This is a genomic window from Flectobacillus major DSM 103 (genome assembly GCF_000427405.1).
In the GTDB taxonomy this organism is placed as follows: domain Bacteria; phylum Bacteroidota; class Bacteroidia; order Cytophagales; family Spirosomataceae; genus Flectobacillus; species Flectobacillus major.
Genome location: NZ_KE386491.1, coordinates 3454976 through 3477463, shown reverse-complemented (window position 1 = coordinate 3477463; position 22488 = coordinate 3454976). Strand labels below are relative to the sequence as shown.

Annotated in this window: 17 protein-coding genes; 8 read left to right on the top strand and 9 right to left on the bottom strand. The window is 37.4% G+C overall.

All coding sequences use genetic code 11. The annotated features are described in order from the left end of the window. Positions 1–159 precede the first annotated feature (159 nt). On the top strand, positions 160–861 hold the full coding sequence (locus FLEMA_RS0131945) for a molybdopterin-dependent oxidoreductase (RefSeq protein ID WP_044172212.1): 702 nt from the start codon (positions 160–162) through the stop codon (positions 859–861). A gap of 145 nt (positions 862–1006) precedes the next feature. On the opposite strand, the gene FLEMA_RS70900 is transcribed toward FLEMA_RS0131945, so the two are convergent. Further along, entirely contained in the window at positions 1007–1588 is a 582-nt protein-coding gene (locus tag FLEMA_RS70900; protein ID WP_044172210.1) for an NADPH-dependent FMN reductase, read from the bottom strand. A 187-nt stretch (positions 1589–1775) separates the two neighbouring features. Here FLEMA_RS70900 and FLEMA_RS0131920 point away from each other — a divergent pair, with 187 nt between their 5' ends. From FLEMA_RS0131920 to FLEMA_RS0131870, 5 genes are all read left to right on the top strand, one after another. Then, a complete protein-coding gene (locus FLEMA_RS0131920; protein WP_026996403.1) occupies positions 1776–2204 on the top strand; it encodes a Dabb family protein in 429 nt (142 codons plus the stop codon). Between the two features lie 184 nt (positions 2205–2388). Next, complete coding sequence (locus FLEMA_RS0131905; protein WP_026997862.1) at positions 2389–3822, top strand: MFS transporter; 1434 nt, start codon at positions 2389–2391, stop codon at positions 3820–3822. A gap of 207 nt (positions 3823–4029) precedes the next feature. Beyond that, complete coding sequence (locus FLEMA_RS70895; RefSeq protein ID WP_044172207.1) at positions 4030–4806, top strand: alpha/beta fold hydrolase; 777 nt, start codon at positions 4030–4032, stop codon at positions 4804–4806. 172 nt (positions 4807–4978) lie between these two features. Beyond that, positions 4979–6067, top strand: a complete 1089-nt coding sequence (locus tag FLEMA_RS0131890) for a type III polyketide synthase (protein WP_044172204.1) — start codon at positions 4979–4981, stop codon at positions 6065–6067. A 680-nt stretch (positions 6068–6747) separates the two neighbouring features. After that, a complete protein-coding gene (locus FLEMA_RS0131870; RefSeq protein ID WP_026996400.1) occupies positions 6748–7407 on the top strand; it encodes a phosphatidylserine decarboxylase family protein in 660 nt (219 codons plus the stop codon). A 454-nt stretch (positions 7408–7861) separates the two neighbouring features. On the opposite strand, the gene FLEMA_RS70885 is transcribed toward FLEMA_RS0131870, so the two are convergent. Continuing rightward, the gene (locus tag FLEMA_RS70885; protein ID WP_044172197.1) at positions 7862–8587 is read right to left on the bottom strand and encodes an RluA family pseudouridine synthase; all 726 of its coding nucleotides are present in this window, start codon (positions 8585–8587) and stop codon (positions 7862–7864) included. 103 nt (positions 8588–8690) lie between these two features. Next, positions 8691–9506 (bottom strand): 3-methyl-2-oxobutanoate hydroxymethyltransferase, encoded by an 816-nt coding sequence (gene panB / locus FLEMA_RS70880; protein ID WP_044172193.1) that lies wholly within the window; start codon positions 9504–9506, stop codon positions 8691–8693. Between the two features lie 367 nt (positions 9507–9873). On the opposite strand from panB, the gene FLEMA_RS0131820 reads away from it, so the two are divergent. Both FLEMA_RS0131820 and FLEMA_RS0131805 read left to right on the top strand, forming a co-directional pair. Beyond that, a complete protein-coding gene (locus tag FLEMA_RS0131820) occupies positions 9874–11610 on the top strand; it encodes a hypothetical protein (protein WP_044172190.1) in 1737 nt (578 codons plus the stop codon). Positions 11611–11774: 164 nt separating this feature from the next. Beyond that, complete coding sequence (locus tag FLEMA_RS0131805; RefSeq protein ID WP_229359465.1) at positions 11775–12161, top strand: DUF6970 domain-containing protein; 387 nt, start codon at positions 11775–11777, stop codon at positions 12159–12161. Positions 12162–12435: 274 nt separating this feature from the next. Here the strand turns inward: FLEMA_RS0131805 and typA are convergent, their stop codons facing one another. From typA to cysS, 6 genes are all read right to left on the bottom strand, one after another. Continuing rightward, entirely contained in the window at positions 12436–14250 is a 1815-nt protein-coding gene (typA, locus tag FLEMA_RS70875; RefSeq protein ID WP_044172189.1) for a translational GTPase TypA, read from the bottom strand. Positions 14251–14644: 394 nt separating this feature from the next. Then, positions 14645–16489: a sensor histidine kinase gene (locus FLEMA_RS70870; protein ID WP_044172186.1), complete on the bottom strand. Its 1845-nt coding sequence runs from the start codon at positions 16487–16489 to the stop codon at positions 14645–14647. 207 nt (positions 16490–16696) lie between these two features. Further along, positions 16697–18658, bottom strand: coding sequence for a 1-deoxy-D-xylulose-5-phosphate synthase (dxs, locus tag FLEMA_RS70865; RefSeq protein ID WP_044172182.1), 1962 nt, complete (start codon positions 18656–18658; stop codon positions 16697–16699). A 286-nt stretch (positions 18659–18944) separates the two neighbouring features. Beyond that, complete coding sequence (locus FLEMA_RS70860) at positions 18945–19856, bottom strand: rhomboid family intramembrane serine protease (protein ID WP_044172179.1); 912 nt, start codon at positions 19854–19856, stop codon at positions 18945–18947. Between the two features lie 149 nt (positions 19857–20005). Continuing rightward, positions 20006–20788 carry a rhomboid family intramembrane serine protease gene (locus tag FLEMA_RS70855; protein WP_044174881.1) on the bottom strand — a complete coding sequence of 261 codons (783 nt, stop codon included), beginning with the start codon at positions 20786–20788 and terminating at the stop codon, positions 20006–20008. A 116-nt stretch (positions 20789–20904) separates the two neighbouring features. Then, entirely contained in the window at positions 20905–22395 is a 1491-nt protein-coding gene (gene cysS / locus FLEMA_RS70850; protein ID WP_044172176.1) for a cysteine--tRNA ligase, read from the bottom strand. Between the last annotated feature and the right edge of the window lie 93 nt (positions 22396–22488).

Below are 22488 nucleotides of genomic sequence, written 5' to 3'. Positions count from 1 at the left end.
TTGTAACAGTAAATATTGATAGCCTATTCTCCTTAATTTATAGGATATATAGCTGTCATTACCTTAATTTATGAACTTTTGGGCTTAGGATGTGTTTTTCAATAGAATAAATTTCTGAATTTAGCAGATATAATATAACCTTAATAATGGTTGATACAAATGGCAGGTGAACAAAACTCCGAAAAGTTAGATAAAATCATTGAAGCGAGAATGAAATTGAAGGCTCGTTTTGAAGACAAAATACAGGCCACACCTTCCGTTGCCGATGCAAATCCGATGGGAAAAGGCCCTATTAATCGACACGGGATGCCGCAAGTACCTGTTGGGCAAACAATAACAAAAAAATGGCCTGTTTTAGACTTGGGCTATCATCCACAAATTCCCTTAGATAAATGGCGTTTGGTGATTGATGGCGAGGTAGAAAACCCTGTTGTATTAAAATGGGAAGACTTTTTGGCATTGCCCCAAACCGAAGACGTATCTGATTTTCACTGTGTAACAACATGGTCAAAACTCGATATGACCTGGAAAGGCGTAAGGCTACTCGACTTGGCAGCGTTGGTTCAGCCCAAAGAAACTGCTACCCATATTATGTGCTATGGATATGACACCTATACCACCAATGTGTCGTTGGAAGAAGCCCTAAAGCCCGATGTAATGTTGGTACATACCGTTGATGGCGAAGCATTGCCCCTTGAACATGGAGGCCCATTAAGAATGATTACGCCACAATTATATGCCTGGAAAGGCTCAAAATGGATTAAAAGAATTGCTTTTTTGCCCGAAAATAAATTGGGATTTTGGGAGGAAAGAGGATATTCAAATACGGCCTATCCTTGGCGGAATGATAGATATAGCTAGACCCAATAGTGACAACATGAGTCCTCCCGAATTTTGGGATAATTTATTGACTATTAATCAAAAAAATCGGGACGACTTCTGTTTTTATGTTCAATAGCAGAATCACTCATTCAACTAAATTCTGGCTGACTCATGTTGTTATGAATTAATTTTTTTTCCAGCGTTTAGCCACTTCAATCGAATACTCTACAAAAGCTTTTACAGTTGTATTATACACTTCGTTGCCAGTGGCATTTCCATTTTCATCTACATTAATAGCCGTTTCGTGCGATTCATAAATTCTTGGCGAAATAACCGAGTATTGATTCAAGAAATTAATAAGCTTACCAAGCATCGTTGTCATTTCAATTGCAGGCAATTTACCACCTCGCCCACTCGACACACCCGCCAAGGCAAAGGTTTTTTCACCAAATAAATGAGCAAAATCTTTACCACCAAGTTGATTTAATAAATTAATAAATTCAGCATCTGGAAACCAGTTGTATTCAGGCATTACAATGAATATCAAATCGGCCTTTTCCCATGATGCAATGAGGGTACTTTGGAAAGTACTCAAATGATTCTTGTTGAGATACCCTTGTCCAAAAAAAGGGACATCGTAGGTTTCAAAATCTACTAACTCAACAGAGGCTATACCAGCGTCTTTTACCAGCGATTGTAGGTATTTAGAAAAACGTAGTGAATTACTTTTTTTTCTTGGAGAGGTCGAAATGATTGAAATATTCATGTGCGAGAAAATCAAAAAACAACAGTGTGGTTTTGGTTAAATGACAAATATATAAGGCTTAACTACAAAATGCGTGAATTAGTTTGGTTTCAAAAGTCAAAATATATGAATGCCCCACACAAACCTACTGATTCTTCAAATGTAATGAGTATATTGGCTTATCATATTTAATTTGAAAATTATCATCATGGAAAACTCATCTCGCAGAACATTTATTGAGAAATCGGCACAAAGCCTAGCTACAGGAGCTGTTATTGCTACGCTTGCCACACAAACAGCCGAAGCTGCTGTATCAAAATCATTACCTGTGTTTTCTCATCATGTTTTCTTTTGGTTGAAAAACAACAAAGACCAAAAGGCTTATGACCAATTATTGGCAGGCTTAAAAGCATTGGGTAAAATTGAGCAAATCAAGAGTGCTCATATTGGCAAAGCATCTATCAACGACTTTGATAAATCCGTTACCGATGCCTCTTATACCTTTTCGGTATTGTTATTGTTTGCTTCAAAAGAAGACGAAGAGAAATATTTGGTGCATCCTCTCCACAAAAAATTCATAGACGACCACAAGCACCTTTGGTCAAAAGTAGTTGTATACGACTCAATAGCTATTTAAGGCTTTGACAAAATATAAAGACTAAAAAGTGTAGGTATTTTACAAATCGGTAATATATGTAATATTATTGAAAAAAATAAAATATAGTACGTGCTTTTTGATAAGAATAGATAATTTTTGCTAGAAAAAGTAGTAGTTTTAGGCAAAAGTTGTCTATTCTCTTTTTTTAACAAATTACTAAACTATGTCAAATTCTTCAACCCAAAGTAATCAGTCTGCTCTTTACACCCTGGTAACAGTGTGGTTTTTTTGGAGTTTCGTGGCCGCATCAAATGGTATATTAATTCCTTTGTTTAAAGACAAATTTGAACTTCAACAGTGGCAAGCACAATTAGTAGATTTTGCTTTTTATGCAGCTTATTTTGTAGGATCAATTCTTTATTTTGTTGTTTCTGGAATTATCAAAGGCGACGTTCTGAACAAAATTGGATACAAAAATGGTATTATTTACGGCTTAATAATATCGGCTGTGGGTACAATTTTATTTTATCCTGCTGCCGAAATGAAATCTTTTCCGATTCTTCTTTCAGCATTATTTATTGTAGGCCTTGGTTTTTCTTTGCAACAAACTGCTACTCAGCCATTCATGATTGCCTTGGGCGACCCCGCTACTGGTTCGCAACGCATTAACTTGGGTGGGGCTGTCAACAACCTTGGTGGTACAATTGGCCCGGCCTTGATTAGCTATGCAATTTTTGGTTCAATTTCTGCCGATGCTGCCAAAAACGCTTCTATCGATTCAGTAAAAGCACCGTATTTGATTCTTGGAGTTGTATTTGCCTTATTTGCGGTATTTTTCAAAATGTCGAAATTGCCACGAATCACCAATGATGAAGATGTAGAAATTGGAACAGGAGCATTGAAATACCCTCAATTGGTATTGGGTATGACAGCCATTTTTGTGTACGTAGGTGTTGAAGTAACAGTAGGTAGTAATTTGGGCGAATACCTAAAAGTAACCGAAAACCTAGAATCTTCTCAGATTTCTAAATACGTTTCTTTGTTTTGGGGAAGTATGATGGTGGGGCGTTGGACAGCCTCAATTGGAAACTTTAGCTTTAGCGATACCACTCGTAATATCCTCAAAGTAGTAGTGCCTTTTGTAGCATTTGCCATTGTGTTGGGTGTAAATGCACTAGGAGGCAACCAAGTGTCAGATTTACTTCCGTATGCTTTTTGTGTGTTGATTATGATTGGGGCATTTTTTGCAAGCCAAGAAAAACCCGTAAAAACTTTATTGATTTATACGGCATGCGGTGCCATAACGTCGTTGTTAGGTGTAATTTTTACAGGAAAAATCGCCTTATTCTTATTGATTAGTGGTGGTTTGTTTTGTTCGGTATTATGGCCTTCAATATTCTCATTGGCTACGGCTGGTTTAGGAAAATATACCAATCAAGGGGCTGCATTTTTGATTATGATGATTTTGGGCGGAGCTGTTATTCCTGTAGTACAAGGCGTAATTGCTGATAAAGTAGGTATTCAGTTATCTTACTTATTGGCGGTAGCATGTTTTGCCTATTTGTTCTTCTTTGGAGTTCGTGTTCAGGCAGTTCTCAGAAAACAAAATATTGACTTTGATAAAGAAGTTGTAAAAGGTGGTGGTAAGGGGCACTAATTTCAATGCACAGCATTAGAAATGCACAAAACCTTGGATATTGTATCGGATTGAAGGGTTTGGGTGAGGCGGTTGTATGCTTGCTATTGATAAAAGAGCAGAAAGCCTCACAAATCCGAAAGAATATATCCAAATATTGTTCACCGCTAACTCGGTATTTACCATTTAGTATATTTACTTATTCCTTTCATTTCCAAAATTATAGCAATGAAATTGCTTTTTCAAAAAATCGGGGATGGGTCAAAAATCCTGCTCGCCTTTCATGGTATTGGGCAGGATTTTTCTTGTTTTGCTCCTTTTGCCAAAAGTTTTTCACAAACTTATACCTGCTACCTTTTTGATTTGCCTTTTCATGGCAAAAACCAATATCATCCACACGACTGGCTAACACTTCAGCTTTGGCAACAAAGTTTAGGGCAATTTCTGACCGAAAATCATATTGAGCGTTTTTCTGTTATGGGATTTAGTATGGGCGGTCGATTCGCCTTGGCTACATTTGCTACATGCTCAGGTCAAATAGATGACGTAGTATTGATTGCTCCAGATGGTATCAAACAAAGCCTTATTTACAGATTGGCTACCCACTCAAGCTTGGGGCGAGCTATCTTTAGGCGTGTGATTGGTCGCCAAAAGCAATTCCAGCAGCTAGGTCGATTTATGCAAAAAATGGGTTTTATCAATAAAAGTGTACTTCGTTTGGCCGAAAATATGCTTGCTACTCCTCGTCAGCAACAATTGATTTATCAATCTTGGGTAGGCTTTCATCGGCTTGCGGTAAAAGTAGATACTTTAGTAGATTTGGCAGAGAAAACAACAACCCAATTTCATTTCTTTGTAGGAAAATATGACAGCTTATTGCCTCCCAACAATATTTTACCACTTAGCAAACAACTTACTCGGCAAAAAACGGTAATATTAGAAGTTGGACACACCAAGATTGTAGAGAAAGTGCATCAATATTACTTGAAAAACGGTATTTTTTGACAAAAAGACAGATAGTTGACAATTTCAAAACAATTTTAGGCCAAAATTCGTATATCAAATATTGGTGTAAGCCAAAGATTATCTGTACAATAGAATTGTTAGTGAGCCATTGAAGGCCTAAATCAAAAATCCCTTTAATAGCCCACAGCATAACGCCCATAGCTACTTATATATGAGTTATATCACCGCCATTGGTACGGCAGTTCCTGAAAATTGTTTTTCACAGATGAAAATTGCCGAATTTATGGCAAAAGCATTGGAATTGGACGAAACCGAAAAAAGAAAATTATGGGCTTTGTATCGCACCACCCAGATAGCCCAACGATATTCTGTTTTGGCAGATTATGGCAAGGATTCTGTAGCAGAGTATGAGTTTTACCCGCAAAGTACCAACCTCGAACCTTTTCCAACAGTGTCTCAGCGAATGGAAGCCTATCGAGCATACGCACTTCCCCTTTGTCTGAAAGCCGTTGAAAATTTGAATTTGACAGGTATTACTCACCTAATAACAGTAAGTTGTACGGGAATGTATGCCCCAGGGTTGGACATCGACCTTATCGAGCAGCTAAGTTTAGACACAACTATTCATCGTACTGCCATCAACTTTATGGGGTGTTATGGTGCTTTTAATGGACTCAAAGTAGCCAATGATATATGTTTGGCTCATCCAACGGCCAAAGTCCTATTAGTTACAGTAGAGTTATGTACACTTCATTTCCAGAAAAAGAAAGATATTGATTTCCTATTGTCGAATGCCCTTTTTGCAGATGGAGCTGCCGCTGTGATAATAGAGAATACAACTTCCAAAAGCCCCAAGGCTTTTAGAATGGCCTCTTTTTTTTGTGACTTATACCAAGACGGTAAATCGGATATGGCATGGACTATCGCCGACTTTGGTTTTGAAATGACCCTAACGTCGTATATACCCAAATTGGTTAAAAAGGGAATAAAATCATTAGTAGAGCGTTTACTAAATCAGAGCAACCACGCATTGAATGAAATAGATTACTTTGCTGTGCATCCCGGAGGAAAAGCTATACTCGAAGCCATAGAAACAGCCCTAGATATTACTGTTTTCGATAACAGATATGCCTATAAAATTCTTCAAGAATATGGCAATATGTCGTCGTGTACGGTTTTATTTGTATTAGATGCCATTATGAAAGACATAAAAGCCACAGACACCCATAAAAAAATACTAAGCTGTGCATTCGGACCTGGCCTTACCTTAGAATCGATGTTGTTGGAAATCGAAGCTTAAAGGCATTTTTCATCGTTTGTAAAAGACTTTGTTTATTATTTTCGGAAAGAAAAAAAAACACTTAGTTTTGTTTATAATAAAATTATATCTATTATATCGAGTAAAAATAGTCTTCTAAAACAACCGCCATTTAATAAAAAAGACATTCATAGTATTCTTTCAAAGAAATTATGGTGCACAGACTATTCTTTAGCAGCTAGCTATAGAATATTAGGCAATATGCCAGTAGTTTGATTATTAAGTGCGGGGTCTCATTTTTCCCCCAAGCCTTTATCGTAGTTTGTATCGTTTGTGAGTAGTTTCTCACGATACAAGGATATTTTCGTCATTGTGGTTGATGATGTAGAATTTCTATCGTGATAGCTTTCGTTTTCAGTTATTAAATGAAAACATTGTTATCCATTCTTTGAAAAGCCTTTACCAATTCGTCTAAGTTTTAAAAAAAGCCTTATTGTACATAATTTGCTATTGAGTTTAATTGTACCAAAAGAAACAACGTTTGATTTAAGACTAGTTGTGAACTTTAAAGTTAAAATAATAGTAAATTATGTACAAATTGAGGCGTATTTTCTTCTGAAAGTAATATTAAATAAATATTCATGTTTTGCTTTGTGCATCAAGGGCAAAAACAATCAAAAAAATTCTTAACTTTGCACAATAACATTCCCCTAAAGCAAAGTATGACAATCCACAAAGAAGGTACAGGTACAATTTTAGCAACAGCGATTTTTTTGGCAGTTTTGAATGGAGCAATTATCTATTTTTTCCCCGACAATGAACTTGTTCGTAAAATTGCTGTTATTTTTAGTGTTTTGTTCTCGCTGATAATCCTACAGTTTTTTAGAGTGCCTAAAAGGGTTACTGTCCAAAATCCTAAACAAATTATTGCCCCAGCCGACGGCAAGGTGGTTGTAATTGAAGAAGTAGAAGAGCCTGAATATTTCAAAGGTCGTCGTCGTCAGGTTTCTATTTTTATGTCGCCTGTCAATGTTCATATTAATTTTAATCCATTGTCAGGTATTGTATCTTTTTTTAAGTACCATCCAGGCAAATTTTTGGTAGCATGGCATCCAAAAGCTAGTACCGAAAATGAGCGTACCACAATCGTAGTAAAGCATGAAAACGGTACAGAAGTAATGTTTCGCCAGATTGCAGGAGCTTTGGCTCGTCGTATTTGTTGGTATGTAAAAGAAGGCCAAGCAGTAGAACAAGGTTCAGAATTTGGTTTTATCAAGTTTGGTTCAAGAGTAGATATATTCTTGCCTTTAGATGCCAAAATTTTGGTTAATTTAGAAGATAAACCAATAGGAGGAGAAACCGTAATTGCAGAGTTGGCATAATCGAAGCTCTTTGATGAGCAACGTAATTATAAAAGTATTATTGTTTAAGTGTTTGAAAATCAGGGCTATTTCAATTTTTTGAGATAGCCCTTTGATTTTTTAGGGCAAAAAAATGATAAAATATTAAACAAATTCGCATGTTTTTTAGTAGTATATTATGTTATTTAAGGTATAAAAAATTGTAAAATTTCAATAAAATTAATTTGTCAGTTTATCGAAAACATTTTACATTTACATAACATTTAACTAATACACATCAAATAAGATATACCAACTAATTGTTAACTACTAAATAGCTGAGAAATGAGAAAGTTTAATCAATTTATGCTTCTACAATGGCTAGTGTTTTTACCTTTAATACTTCCATTGAGTGTTGCTTCTGGTATTTTACAAGGAGTGAAGCAGGCAGTTTCCAGTTTGATATATCAAATCTGGGCTGATATTTCAACGCCTATTATTCATGAAGAAAACCAAGATTTTTTTGCTTGATATCTTCTGGCTCTAATTCCAAAAATTCTTCCCAGAACGCAATTGCTGGAACAGCAGCTTTACAAATGATTGGTTCTTGCTTTACGGGATGGACAAAATATAATCGACGGGCGTGCAAGTTGATGCTACCATCGAAATTGGGTCTGTCATAACCGTACTTAATATCGCCTCTGATAGGACAGCCCATACTAGCGAGTTGTACCCTGATTTGATGAGGCCTGCCCGAAATAGGCTCAACTTCTATTAGATAGTGTTTGTTGATACAACCGAGTACTTTATAGTATAATTCAGCTTTTTGCGAACCTTTAACTTCTTCGTCATAAGCTGTAACTACATTTTTTTGTTCGTCTTTTACCAGCCAATGAGTAAGCTTTCCTTTCTCATTGGCTGGTTTTTTTCTGACAATAGCCCAGTAAGTCTTCTGAATATCTCTTTTACGAAATAGCTCCATCATTCGCTCCAGCCCCTTCGAGGTTCTGGCAAAAACAACTAGACCACTAACGGGCCTATCAAGCCTATGTACAGGATGTAAAAAAACATCGCCAGGCTTTTGATATTTTACTTTGATATATTCTTTGACAGCATCGGTCAAGGTTCGGTCGCCAGTTGAATCACCCTGAACCAAGATACCTGCTCTTTTACTTACGATGATAATGTGATTGTCCTCGTAAACTACATGGAAATCTTTCATGGAATCTAAATTTTGTGGTAGGCATACAAGATGCTTTCCCTATAAAAGTAATCTGTGAATAGTAAACAACAACCTAACACTGTTAGGCTAGCTGTATTGTGAATTAATAACTTTCTTTGTCGCTAGGAAAATCAACCGCTTTGACATCCTCGACATACTGTGAAATAGCTTGGTGCATAATAGTATCGAGGTCGGCATAACGACGCAAGAAACGAGGCTTAAATTCTTTGTTAATACCCAACATGTCGTGTACTACCAGAATTTGCCCATCGGCTTCAGCACCAGCACCAATCCCAATAGTAGGAATTGTAAGTTTTTCGGAAACTAATTTGGTTAAACTAGCAGGGATTTTCTCAAGAACTACACTAAATGCTCCGCATTCTTGAAGCATCAGAGCGTCGTCGATAAGTTTATTAGCTTCTTCTTCTTCTTTGGCCCGAACCGAATAAGTACCAAATTTATAAATAGACTGTGGAGTTAGGCCAAGGTGTCCCATTACAGGAATTCCAGCACTAAGTACACGAGTAATAGATTCTTTGATTTCGGCACCGCCCTCCATTTTGACAGCATGAGCCCCCGATTCTTTCATGATACGAATGGCCGAACGAAGAGCCTCCGATGAATTTCCCTGATAAGAACCAAAAGGAATATCAACTACCACAAGAGCTCGCTTTACACCTTTTACCACCGAAGAGGCATGATAAATCATTTGGTCTAAAGTAATAGGAAGGGTAGTTTCGTGGCCTGCCATTACATTAGAAGCCGAATCGCCTACCAATATGAGGTCGATACCCGCTGAGTCAACAATTCTGGCCATTGAGTAGTCATAGGCAGTAAGGCATGATATTTTTTCGCCTCTATTCTTCATTTCTTGAAGAATATGCGTTGTAATTCTTTTGATTTCGCTATGTACAGACATTTGTTTCTGGATAATCTATCAGAACAAAATAGGTTTAAGCCATAGAAAGTTATAACCTAAGCTTGTTTCTAATGAAGTTTTTAAGGGGTAAATAATAAAAAATGAATCTTAAAATAACGTGACTCTTTAGTAAATGGTATTCTATTTTAAATCTTAACCTGTATCTTTGTCGTATATTTAATAGTGCAAAATTACGGGTTTATATCTAAATCCTTACTAAATAGTGCTCTATAACTTGTTTTTTGATATTTGTTTTATTAGAATTTTTACTTTATATTGTTTATGATAGTTACTTTTGTTGACATTTATTAGTCTAAAGGCAACTATCTTAGCACAAAACCCTATATTAATTATAAATCAAGCAGTTATGAAACAAATTATTTCTAAAACCAGTTTCGCTGGAAACGTTTCAAGAAAGCTTTCAATGGGGCTACTCTCTTGCCTTGTTGCAAGTCAGCTAGCAACAGCTCAAAGTACCAGCACTAAACCTACTGTAGTTAGTTCTCTCACTGAAAACGGGATTACAACAACTACTTATTCAAACGGAAAGATTGTAAAAACAGTTGCAGATGGATATTATCTGGATTCTGCTTTTTACAAAAATAGTAATGTGATTCGCTCAACCAAAGCGAAACGTTATTGGAAAATAACAGACCGAGTAGGTATTGCAACGCCATTTTGTAAACAAGATGAAGATGCAACGATGTTTTTGAAGGCTGGAGGATATAACTCATTAACGGTTAATCACTTCTGGGGTGTGTTTGGATTGGGTATTCTCGGAGGCTACCAAAATTTTGGGGTAAAAGATGATTATAAAGGCCCTACAGGTTTAATTGCTAGAAATGCTGCAACTCGTGGTATCAATCCTTCTACATTGACTTATGATGAAGTTGGTAACTACGAAGACTTTATGTTGATGGTAGGCCCTGCATTGTCATTACCACTAGGCAAAAAATTTAGCTTAGATGTAGATGCAAAAGGTGGTTTGATGAATACCTCAGCTCCTCGTTTTGGTGCTACAATTCCTGGAAATTTGGGTGCAGAACAAGTAATTTTTAGATTAAACCCTTCGGCTTCTAAAAATAAATTGGGCGGTGTATTGAGTGTTGATTTGTTGTATAACCTTTCAAAAGCATGGGCTCTTGGCTTGAATGCTCAAGGGTTTATCACAAAAACACCTTTCACAACTATTGGACAAGATGTAACTCCAGGATCAAATATCCTATTGACAAAAGAGGATGTTCGTAATCACGGTGGGTTCAACTTTGGTTTGGCCTTGTCTCACAAATTTGGTGAGTCTTATGGTAAAACTGTATATGAGTTGCTTCCTCCGCCTCCAGCTCCTGTAGTATGTTATGTACCTACTTTGGAATCGGAGAATGGAAAAATGTTTGATTATGGCTCAACAGAAAAACCAACATTCCGTTGGAAAAGTACTTCTGCAAATCCTGAGAATGAAGAATTTATCTTCAAACTGTATAAAGCAGATGGTTCTGGAACGCCAATTTACCAACAAGCTACTAAAAATAATAGCTTGAGCTTGCCAAGTAATGTTTCATTAGTAAATGGCGACGAATGTAGCTTCTATTACTATACAATCCAGTCGAGTGTAGCTGGTAAATGTTTGTCAGAAGCTAATGCTGCAAGTTTTGGTTATAAAGCAAAACCTGCTCCAATTGTTGTAGATAAAAAAGCTACAGAAGACCAATATATCTTTAAAATCTTCGGTGGTTCTACGGCAACTAGTTACTTTGGTGGTGCTAAGCCAGTTCGTAAGGCTCGTAAGGCGGCTACTGTGGCTCCAACTACAGCCCCTGCTAAGAAACTTGTACCAAGACGTAAGAAAGCTAGTGCAGGCCCTGCTGGCGTTAAAAAATACAGTACTATCGTAAACTACGAAAACGTAGCAACTGATCCTAATATCAAATGGCCATCAGACCTTCCTCTTCCTAAGAGCCCTGCGGTTTATGAATATGAAGTTCAACGTTTGAGTGCTGGCGACTGTAAGCCTACAGGTCAGGTAGCAAAATACAAATTCTATATTGACCCTAAAAAACCAAATGATATTCGTATCATCCCTGATTCTCCGAAAAAGAGAAAATAGTTTTTAGGTAAAAAACTCAAAAGCCTCTAGCGATTTTTCGTTAGGGGCTTTTTTGTTGAAATAAATATGCGGTCAATTCCAACGCTCTGATATTTGGATGGGTCTTTTATATGTATTGTTGGTAGTAACAAAGAAAAGCTAGCTATCAGATAATTTGTATAATTATGAAAATGGTTAAAAATGTATGGACTGTTGTAGCTATAGCTATGATAGCGTGTTGTATTGGCTGTTCAAAAGGCGGTTCAATTGATGAGGTTGTATCAACTACAACAGAGAAAGTACCTGCTTGTATAGAGGCAAAAATCAAAGAAATTCAGGCTTTGCCAGTAGGTAATCCACCTATTAGCATTTATGCCTATTCCTATCAAGGCAAAAAGGTATACGTTGTTTCGGCAACCTGCTGCGACCAGTACAATGTAGCTTATGATACCAATTGCAATGTTATTTGTGCCCCAAGCGGTGGCATTACAGGAAATGGAGATGGAAAATGTATAGACTTCTTTAAAAATGCAACCGATCCAATATTGGTTTGGAAAGATTCACGAAAGTAAAAGAAATAGCTTAATAGCTTATGGAGAATGTGGAAAACTCTCAGAATATTTTTGGGAGTTTTTTTATGCAATAATATATATAAGTGGCTATTAATAAAGAGATTATTGGTTTTTGTAGGAGTAGAAAATATAAAAAAGTAAAAAAAAACAAGAAGCATTACAACCCTTTTGGCTAAAATGCTGTCTTTATTAGTAGAAATTATAAAGCAATTAGTGGTAAAAGAACAACCCCTCCGACTAGAATCAGAGGGGTTTTGTTTTTTATAGCAAATAATTAAGCCAATTCCATTTTTTGTTCCATACGTTTACGCTCAGTAGCATCGAGGTAAATTTTACGCATACGGATAGATTTTGGCGTAATTTCTAAGTATTCATCTTTTTGGATATACTCCATAGATTCTTCTAGCGAGAAATTCGTTTTAGGCTGAATTTTTACGTTATCATCAGAACCAGAAGCACGCATGTTAGTCAATTTTTTCGCATTTTGAAGGTTTACTTCAATATCGTTTTGACGGTTATGCTCTCCAATTACCATACCGCTATATACCTCTTCACCTGGATCGATAAAGAAAATACCTCTGTCTTGTAATTTGTCAATTGCATAAGGTGTAGCACTACCAGTATTCATTGAAATCAAAGAACCGTTTGTACGGCCAGCGATAGGGCCTTTAAATGGCTCATAAGCCTTGAAACGGTGAGCCATGATAGCTTCTCCATAAGTAGCTGTCAATACACGTGAACGCATACCAATCAAACCACGAGAAGGAATATCAAACTCAAGGTGTTGTAAGTCGCCTTTTGGCTCCATAATCAACAATTCACCTTTTCCTTGTGTAGCCAATTCAATTACCTTACCAGCAGTTTCTTCAGGAACGTCAACAACAAGTGTTTCGATAGGTTCTAAGCGTTCGCCATTTTCACCTTCTTTAAAGATTACTTGAGGTTGCCCTACTTGTAATTCATATCCTTCACGACGCATTGTTTCGATAAGAACAGACAAGTGAAGAATACCACGACCAAATACCAAGAATTTATCTTCAGAATCTGTAGGCATTACACGCAAAGCCAAGTTCTTTTCAGTTTCTTTGAAAAGACGGTCACGAAGGTGTCTTGATGTTACAAATTTACCTTCTTTACCAAAGAACGGAGAGTTGTTGATGGTAAACAACATGTTCATGGTAGGCTCGTCAATCGAGATACGTGGTAAAGCTTCAGGGTTTTCAACATCGGTAACTGTATCACCAATTTCAAAATCTTCGATACCAACCATTGCACAAATTTCGCCAGAAGACACTTCAGGAACTCTTACTTTTCCAAGACCTTCAAAAATCTGAAGTTCTTTGATACGCATTTTCTTGAAAGAACCGTCTGCTTTCATCAAAGCAACAGGCATATTTTCTTTGAAAGTACCACGGTGAACACGTCCGATAGCAATACGTCCTACAAACGATGAATAGTCAAGAGACGTAACTTGCATTTGTGGCAAACCGTCGTTTGTTGGAGCTGCAGGGATATGCTCAATTACGGCATCTAACAATGCTGTAATGTCAGTCGTAGGTTTTTTCCAGTCGGTACTCATCCAACCTTGTTTAGACGAACCATAAAGGGTAGGGAAGTCTAATTGGTCTTCAGTAGCATCTAAGTTAAACATCAAGTCAAAAACAGACTCGTGTACTTCATCTGGGCGACAGTTTTCTTTATCCACTTTGTTGATAACCACGATTGGTTTCAAGCCTAGTTGGATAGCTTTAGACAATACAAAACGAGTTTGTGGCATTGGGCCTTCAAAGGCATCGACAAGGAGAAGAACCCCGTCGGCCATTTTCAAAACACGTTCTACTTCTCCTCCAAAGTCGGCGTGACCTGGAGTGTCTATGATATTAATTTTCACGCCGTTATAACGGACAGAAACGTTTTTGGATACGATGGTGATACCACGTTCACGTTCTAAGTCGTTGTTGTCAAGAATCAAATCTCCGAATTCTTGATTGTCACGAAATAACTTTGAAGCATGGATAATTTTGTCAACAAGTGTCGTTTTGCCGTGGTCAACGTGAGCGATAATGGCGATGTTACGAATGCTTTGCATCTTCGATGAATGTTATCAGTTATCAGTTAATCGTTAATCGCCGTTTTTCTGTTTTTTGAATCACGAATAACAATTAACGTACTCTCAAATGAGGGTGCAAAGGTACGTAGTTTTTCTTAGAAAAATGCTATTCAGTTTGAAATAAAAATGGTATTTTTTTTACTGTGTTATTTTTTAATCAATTATTATTCAATAATTTATATTTATTTTTTATTAATATTTACGATATTGGCCAAATGCCTCATTGCCAAGTAATACCAACTTTGGTAAGCCAAATACTTCCCCTATTTGCTGAATATCTAGTTGTTTTTGCTAAAAGTAATCATTGCTTTATTGTGAGGCTTGATATTTATAAGGGTTTATACTTAGAAAATCTACGACAAAGTATCTTCTTTTAAATAGTAGGTTTAGCTAAAATAGGCTCGACTGGCGACTTTAACACAATGTCTGTGCCTTCTTTGGGAATAGAATAAATACTAATCACACCGCCAAGGCTTTCGGCTCTTTTACGCATATTGCCTAGCCCATTGCCTACCTTAATAGTTTGTTCGTCAAAGCCAATACCGTTGTCTGAGATTCGTAGGTAAAGCGAGGAGTCTTCAAAAGTAATATCAATATTTACCTCGGTGGCATGAGCGTATTTGACAATATTATTGATAGCTTCTTTAAAAATCAAGTAGAAATTGTACTGCTTATTGGCCGATAGTTTGATTTCGGGGAGGTTGTCGGCTTGGAAGTTATAATTGATATTTTTGGGCTCAAATAGCTCGGCTGTAAACTCTTTCATTTTCACCAGTACTTCGGCAAAGTTATTGCTAGTTTGACGGGTTGTCCATACAATATCACTTAGCGAGCGTTGTACCTTTTGTGAACTTTCATTGATACGCAGTACCAATTCCTTGACCGACTGAGGATTGTTATCAATCTGATTCTCTACTACTTGACTCAAAATGCCAATACTACTGAGGGTAGAGCCAATGTCGTCGTGTAAATCACGGGCAATTCGGCTTCGCATCATTTCGTTTTCACGGAGTTGTTGGATTACTTCGGCCTGATAACGCTCTTTTTCGAGGCGATAATAGTTGATTCGATAAGCCAATGCAAATGATAGCAATACCACCTCTAAGGCCGATCCTACCTGAAGGGCATTACGAGTAAAGTTGTCGCTCGGCAATATATTGGATAGCTGTAAGATAAATATCAAGGCACTAACTAGCATTACAGACCAAGCCACCAAAAAGAATAGTGCGGCCTGTGAGCCTTGAATCCAGATATATACTGCAAGAAATAAAATATATACTACAGCAATAAAAGCAATAGAATGTAAGATTTGTGTACTAATAGCCCCCATTCCGAGCCAGTTGGCTAACAAAAAGAAAATAATAGCAAACATCAATATTCTCACAGTTTTATATGCCGAAGAGAGGTATTTGCGTGCATTTAGAAAGCTTTCGGCAAATAATAATCCAAAACAAATAACGCCAGAAATAAAGAGCGATGTAAATTGATTGAACCAAATGGCATTTCCCCAAAGGTATTCGTGTGCGATACCTTTATTGTAGGAAAAAAAGCCTGCAAAAGCTAAAACGTACAATACATAATAGAGATATTCTTTGCTACGAACTGTCCAAAAAATAAAGAAATTGAAGATAGCCATTACAAGCATAATACCCAAGTAAATACCTTGCATGAGGTCTTTGGGGTGGTTATCTTCAAAAAAGTATTTGAGTGGAGCAACCCGTAAAGGAAATAATAGCGGTAGAGTGTTTTGGATACGAATATAATAAGTACACGTTTGCTCAGGGTTGATGTTGAGGTCTAAGAGATACAGATTTGTTTGAAAATCTCTTTTACTTTTAGGGACATAAACACCTGTTTTTTTCTGCGTTATTTGGCCTTTTTCATCTATTCTATACACCGTAATACTGTCTAGTACTGGTTCGCCAATTTCGAGGTATAATTTTTGTGAAGATTTGTTGGTAATACTAAAGCGTGTCCAAATAATAGATTGGGTAACGCCAAAATTAGGGCTAGGCTGGAGGCTTTGGGTAAATTGAGCATCAACTTCAGGGCGTTTATAAATATCATAAAACGAGTATTCTCCTTTCTCATCCTCCAGTATCTCGATTTCTCGACCTATCGAAATAGCTTCAGTAGGGTCATTGATGATGATATTTCGTTGTGCAAATCCTCCTAGCTGGATTAATACAAATACAGCCGTTAGTATCCAATTCCTCATAGTGGGTTATCCTAAATAATAAACAGTTGATGATTTATACCTTTACGATTTGTATAATAGGAGTATTGCGTATAGTAATAACGAGGTCAAACCTACAAAGTATCAGCGATTAATCAAAATGTGCAAAGAAAATCCCAATAAAAAAATAGAGAAAACCTCATCTTTTTATTGGGATTTTATAGGGGCAATAAGTGAATATATCAGCAATTAATTCATAACAATATTTACAATACTTGTAGCAATAGCTCTTTTTTCTTTTCCAAGAATATCTCTGACAGCTTGGGCTATACCTTCTGGGTCAAAGCCACACTCACGATGTAATTCTAGCTGTTCGCCGTGTTCTACGATTTTATCAGGAATTCCCAATCTTTTGATTTGAGATGAATAATTGTTGTCGAGCATAAATTCGGCAATAGCCGAACCTAGCCCACCTTGGATACATCCATCTTCAACGGTTACTACTTTATCAAATTGCTGAAAAACTTCGTGTAATAAGGCCTCGTCGAGCGGTTTCGCAAAACGCATATCATAAAGGGCTGGCTTCAAGCCTTCTTTGGCCAGTTCTTCGCAAGCTTTTATAGCATAATTACCAATATGCCCAATTGTTAAGATAGCGACTCCTTCACCTTCTTTGATTTTACGCCCTTTGCCAATTTCTATTTTTTCAAAAGGTGTTTTCCAATTTGGCATAACACCCTCGCCACGAGGGTATCGAATACTAATGGTTTTTTTGAGTTCTTTAAATTCATCATTGGCAACTGTAAACATAATATTACGAAGTTCTTGCTCGTTCATTGGCGAAAAAACAATCATATTCGGAATACAACGCATATAGGCAATATCATAAGCTCCATGATGGGTAGGGCCATCGGCTCCAGCGAAGCCTGCTCTGTCTAAACAGAAAATAACAGGTAATTCTTGTATTGCTACATCGTGAATTACTTGGTCGTATGCCCTTTGCATAAAGGTTGAATAGATATTACAAAAAACAGTAAGCCCTTGGGTAGCCATACCCGCCGAGAATGTAACGGCGTGTTGTTCGGCAATACCTACATCGAAAGCACGATTTGGCATGGCTTTCATCATAATATTTAGCGAGCTTCCTGAAGGCATTGCAGGAGTAACACCCACAATTTTATGGTTTTGTTCGGCTAATTCTACAATAGTATGCCCAAACACATCCTGATATTTTGGAGGCTGAGGAGTTGAATATACTTTTTTCTTAATTTCTCCTGTGATTTTATCGAACTTACCTGGGGCATGCCATAAGGTTTGGTCTTTTTCGGCCAAAGCATAACCCTTACCTTTGGTTGTTATACAGTGTAGTATTTTGGGGCCTGGAATATCTTTTAGGTCGTTGAGTACAGTAGCTAAGTATTCAACGTCATGCCCATCGATAGGGCCAAAATACCGTAAGTTTAAGGATTCAAACAGATTACTTTGTTTGAGCAAGGTAGCTTTGAGCCCATTCTCTATTTTTGAAACAATTTCTTGGGCAGATTTGCCAAAAGTTGACATTTTGCCCAATAAATTCCAAACCTCATCTTTTACACGGTTGTAAGTATGCGAAGTGGTAATGTCGGTTAAGTATTCTTTCAACGCACCAACGTTGGGGTCAATCGCCATGCAATTATCGTTCAGGATAATCAGCATATTGTTGGGTACGTCGCCAGCGTGGTTCATGGCCTCAAAGGCCATTCCTGCGGTCATAGAGCCATCGCCAATTACAGCAATGTGTTGGCGTTGACTTTCGCCTTTATATTTCGAGGCAACGGCCATTCCTAAGGCTGCCGAAATAGAAGTAGACGAGTGGCCTACCCCAAAAGCATCGTAAGGGCTTTCTTTACGTTTGGGAAAACCCGAAATCCCACCATACAGTCTGTTGGTATGAAAGTTGTCTTTTCTTCCTGTAAGAATTTTGTGTCCGTAAGCTTGGTGTCCAACATCCCAAATAAGCTGGTCGTCGGGGGTATTAAATACATAGTGTAAAGCTACAGACAACTCAACAACACCAAGTGATGCACCAAAATGTCCTCCATAAACAGAGACATTGTCAATGATATATTGACGCAATTCGTCACATATTTGCAACAATTCCGAGCGGTCACGCTTTCTCAAATCTGCTGGAGAGTTGATTTGGGCTAATATTTTGCCTGGTGTAATTTGCATGGTCTATTTGTCTAAAAAGTGGAAACCACTTGTGTTCAAGTTGGGGAATATGAAAGTTATTCACCTGAGCTAATAAGCTTGTATTGATAATCTAACTATTCATGTTCCAAATTGTTTTCCAAAATAGGAAAATTGGTTTATGCAATAAACCCTTAAACCTAAATGTTTTGCAATTTACGCAATTATTTTGTGCTATTAAAAATGGGCACACCCAAAACTGAATATGCCCATTTTTTTATGTTAATTTTTGGAGAAAGATTAGTTCTTTACCCATAGATTTTTGCTTCTATTTTTGCGAGGCCTTGAATAATTTTTGTTTTTCTTCTTTGGTAAGGCTTTCATAGCCTGAGCGAGAAATTTTATCAAGTATTTCGTCGACTTCGTCATCATCAGGAAAACCTGCATGATTGCTAATACTTCCACTATAAGTAGATTCTTTTTGGCGATAAGCCACTTTTATTTTAGGCTTTTCGGTACGTCTAAACAGCCCTTGGAAAAAGTCAACGATGGCATCGATAGGAGCACCAAAATCACGACCTGCCTGTAGTTGTTTTATATAAATATAGCCCAGCAATGCACCCCCAAGGTGAACAATACCACCGCCAGCGTTGGCACCAATAGAGCCAGCTAAGGAAATCAACAAAAGGAAGAATGCGATATATTTGATCCGAACGGGGCCTATTAAAAACAAGTAAAATGAATAGTCGGGCACTAATGTAGCTGCTGCAAAAACAATGGCAAGTACACTTCCCGAAGCTCCAATAATTGTTACCGAATTGACACTATCGTGGTAATAAGGAATCAGATTGAATGCCAAAATTGTTAATAAACCGCCAAAGACAGCCCCTAAAATATACAGATTGATAAGGCGTTTACTTCCCAAGAATTCTTGGATAATATTGCCAAACCAATATAGCATAAGCATATTGGGAAAAATATGAACAATAGGGTTTATATCATGCAGAAAAGCATAGGTCAGCAACGTCCAAGGCCTAAATACTACAATATTTAGAGCTGGCGATAGGTTGACATATTCCAATAGGTCATAATAGAGTGTTCCCTGTTTAAAAAAAACAGTTAATATGACAAACAATAGTAGTGTAGTTACATACACTGCCACATTAAGCCAAATAAGCTGAACTAAGCCGTTGTTCCGCTTAGCAAAAGCATCTTTGAAGTCTTCCAAAATCCCGCTCATTGTGATAATCCGTTCAAGACCGTGTTGTTGGGTTGATAAATAAGATTGAATTAATGTAATTTATGGATAACGAACCAATAAATCTAATTGTTATTAAATGATTTAGTAAGCGTACAATAATAACCTAGATTTATAGCGAAAAGAGCCTATCAATAGAATGTATTTCGTTGGTTGCCCCAGTATTTTATTAAGATAAAAGCAAAAATCATTCCGCCAATATGAGCAAAGTGAGCAACGTTATCGCCAGGCATTTTGTGTAAACCTGCATAAAACTCGTAGAGTGCATATAAAGCTACAAAATATTTTGCTTTAATAGGTATAGGTAAAGGGAAAAGGATTAGCTCGGTATTAGGAAATAACATAGCAAAACCTGCCATTACTCCAAAGGTAGCTCCCGATGCCCCAATTGTTGGAGTATTAAGAACGGCACGGAGGCTTTCTTCAGCAATTAGCTTGGACTCGTTGAGGGTAATATTACCCGAGCTTGGTACTAATGAGCTATATACTTCGGATGGAATACCCGCAGGATAAAACTGGCTAATAAATTTACTGAATAAACTCAAGTCGGGGTGTAACAAATAAGCATTGGTAGCTTCTTCTAAGGCTGAATAGTCATAATATTTTAAACCCATATACAACAAGCCTGCTCCAATACCTGTTACAAAGTAAAAAATCATAAATTTCTTTTCACCCCAAAGTCGCTCCAATAAAGGCCCCAAGAAAAATAAGCCTAGCATATTGTTGAACAAGTGCATAAAACCACCATGGACAAACATATAAGTGACCAATTGAATGGGGTTGAAGCGTTCGGATGTAAAATAATGTAGGCCAAACAAAGAGGTTATTTGGCTATCATAGCTGCTACTAGAGCGTTGTACCAAATATACAATCACATTGATTGCTATGAGGGCTCTAACAACAGGGGTTATCATTGGGGTTCTCATTTTGCTAAATTCGATAATTAAGTGTATTTGTGCCAAAGCATAATTGAATAACCACAATTAAAGCTAGTTAGTTTACTATAGGATAAACTAACTAGCTTTTTGTATTATTCTTCGTAAGCCCAATCGATTTTGGTTTTCATATCTTTAATTACCAATCCGTTGGCCTTAAAGTATGCTCTGATTTGGTCTACTTTATCATATTGTTTGGCTTCTTTGTATTCTGTATAAAGCGAAAGCATTCCCGATGCAAAAGCGTCGATACTAGCATTTTTTTCTTCTAGTAAGCCTAAGACATCTTCAGTAATTGAGACAAATTTTTCTTTCAAAAGATTAAAAACTTCTTCTCCAATCTGAGCTGGTTGAATCTGATTCATGTACAATTGGTTGATTTTTTTCAATAAATTGAACAAACTAGCAATCGTTATGGCTGTATTGAGGTCGTCATTCATACCGTCATAACAGCCCTGAATCCCTTTGTTGATTTCGGCAATATGTTTTTCATCTAAACTTACTGAATCATCGGCAAGGTAGCTCATATTCTTGATGATTCTCAGCCCATTCATCAGCCGTTTGTAGCCTTTTTGGGCAGCCTTTAGGGCATCATTTGAAAAATCTAACGTACTTCTATATTGTGATTGTAACATAAAGAAACGAACCGTCATGGGCGAATACGCTTGTTCCAATACGGGGTGCGTTCCCGCAAATAATTCTGCAGGTAGAAATGAGTTTCCTAACGACTTCGACATTTTTTGCCCGTTTACGGTCAGCATATTAGAGTGCATCCAATAGCGTACGGGTTCTACGCCGGTAGTGCCTTTGGCCTGAGCAATCTCACATTCGTGATGTGGAAATTTTAAGTCCATACCGCCACCATGGATATCAAAAGAATCGCCTAAGTATTTGGTACTCATGCAAGTACATTCTAAGTGCCATCCCGGAAATCCATCGCCCCAAGGCGAAGGCCAACGCATAATATGCTCGGGAGCGGCTTTTTTCCAAAGAGCAAAATCTAATGGACTCCTTTTTTCACCGATACCATCCAAATCTCGGGTTTCGGTTAGTAAATCATCCAAAATTCTACCCGAAAGCTTGCCATATTCGCCACCTTCAGCATTATACTTTGCTATATCAAAATATACCGAACCATTCGATTCGTAGGCTAGTCCTTTTTCTATGAGTGTTTTTGTGGTTTCGATTTGCTCAACAATATGTCCTGTAGCCGAAGGCTCGATACTAGGAGGCAATAAATTGAACTGGGTTAGCACATGATGGAAATCGTTGGTATAACGCTGAACAATCTCCATAGGCTCTAGTTTTTCTAGCTTGGCCATCTTGCCAATTTTGTCTTCACCTTCGTCGCCATCACCCACCAAGTGGCCGACATCGGTGATATTCCGAACATAACGCACTTTATAACCGATATGCGTTAAATAACGGTAAAGGGTATCGAAAGTAGTGAAAGTTCTGACATTGCCAAGGTGTACAAAATTATAAACCGTTGGGCCACATACATACATACCCACGTGTGGGGCATTGATAGGTACAAATAATTCTTTTTCGCGAGTGAGGGTATTATAAATTTTTAATGGTTGCATCTGTTTGTTAGTTATCCACAAGCGTACCGAAAAACATCAGTACATAAATTTTTATGATAAAACAATGAATAAAGAGGGACTTGCTCAGAGGCA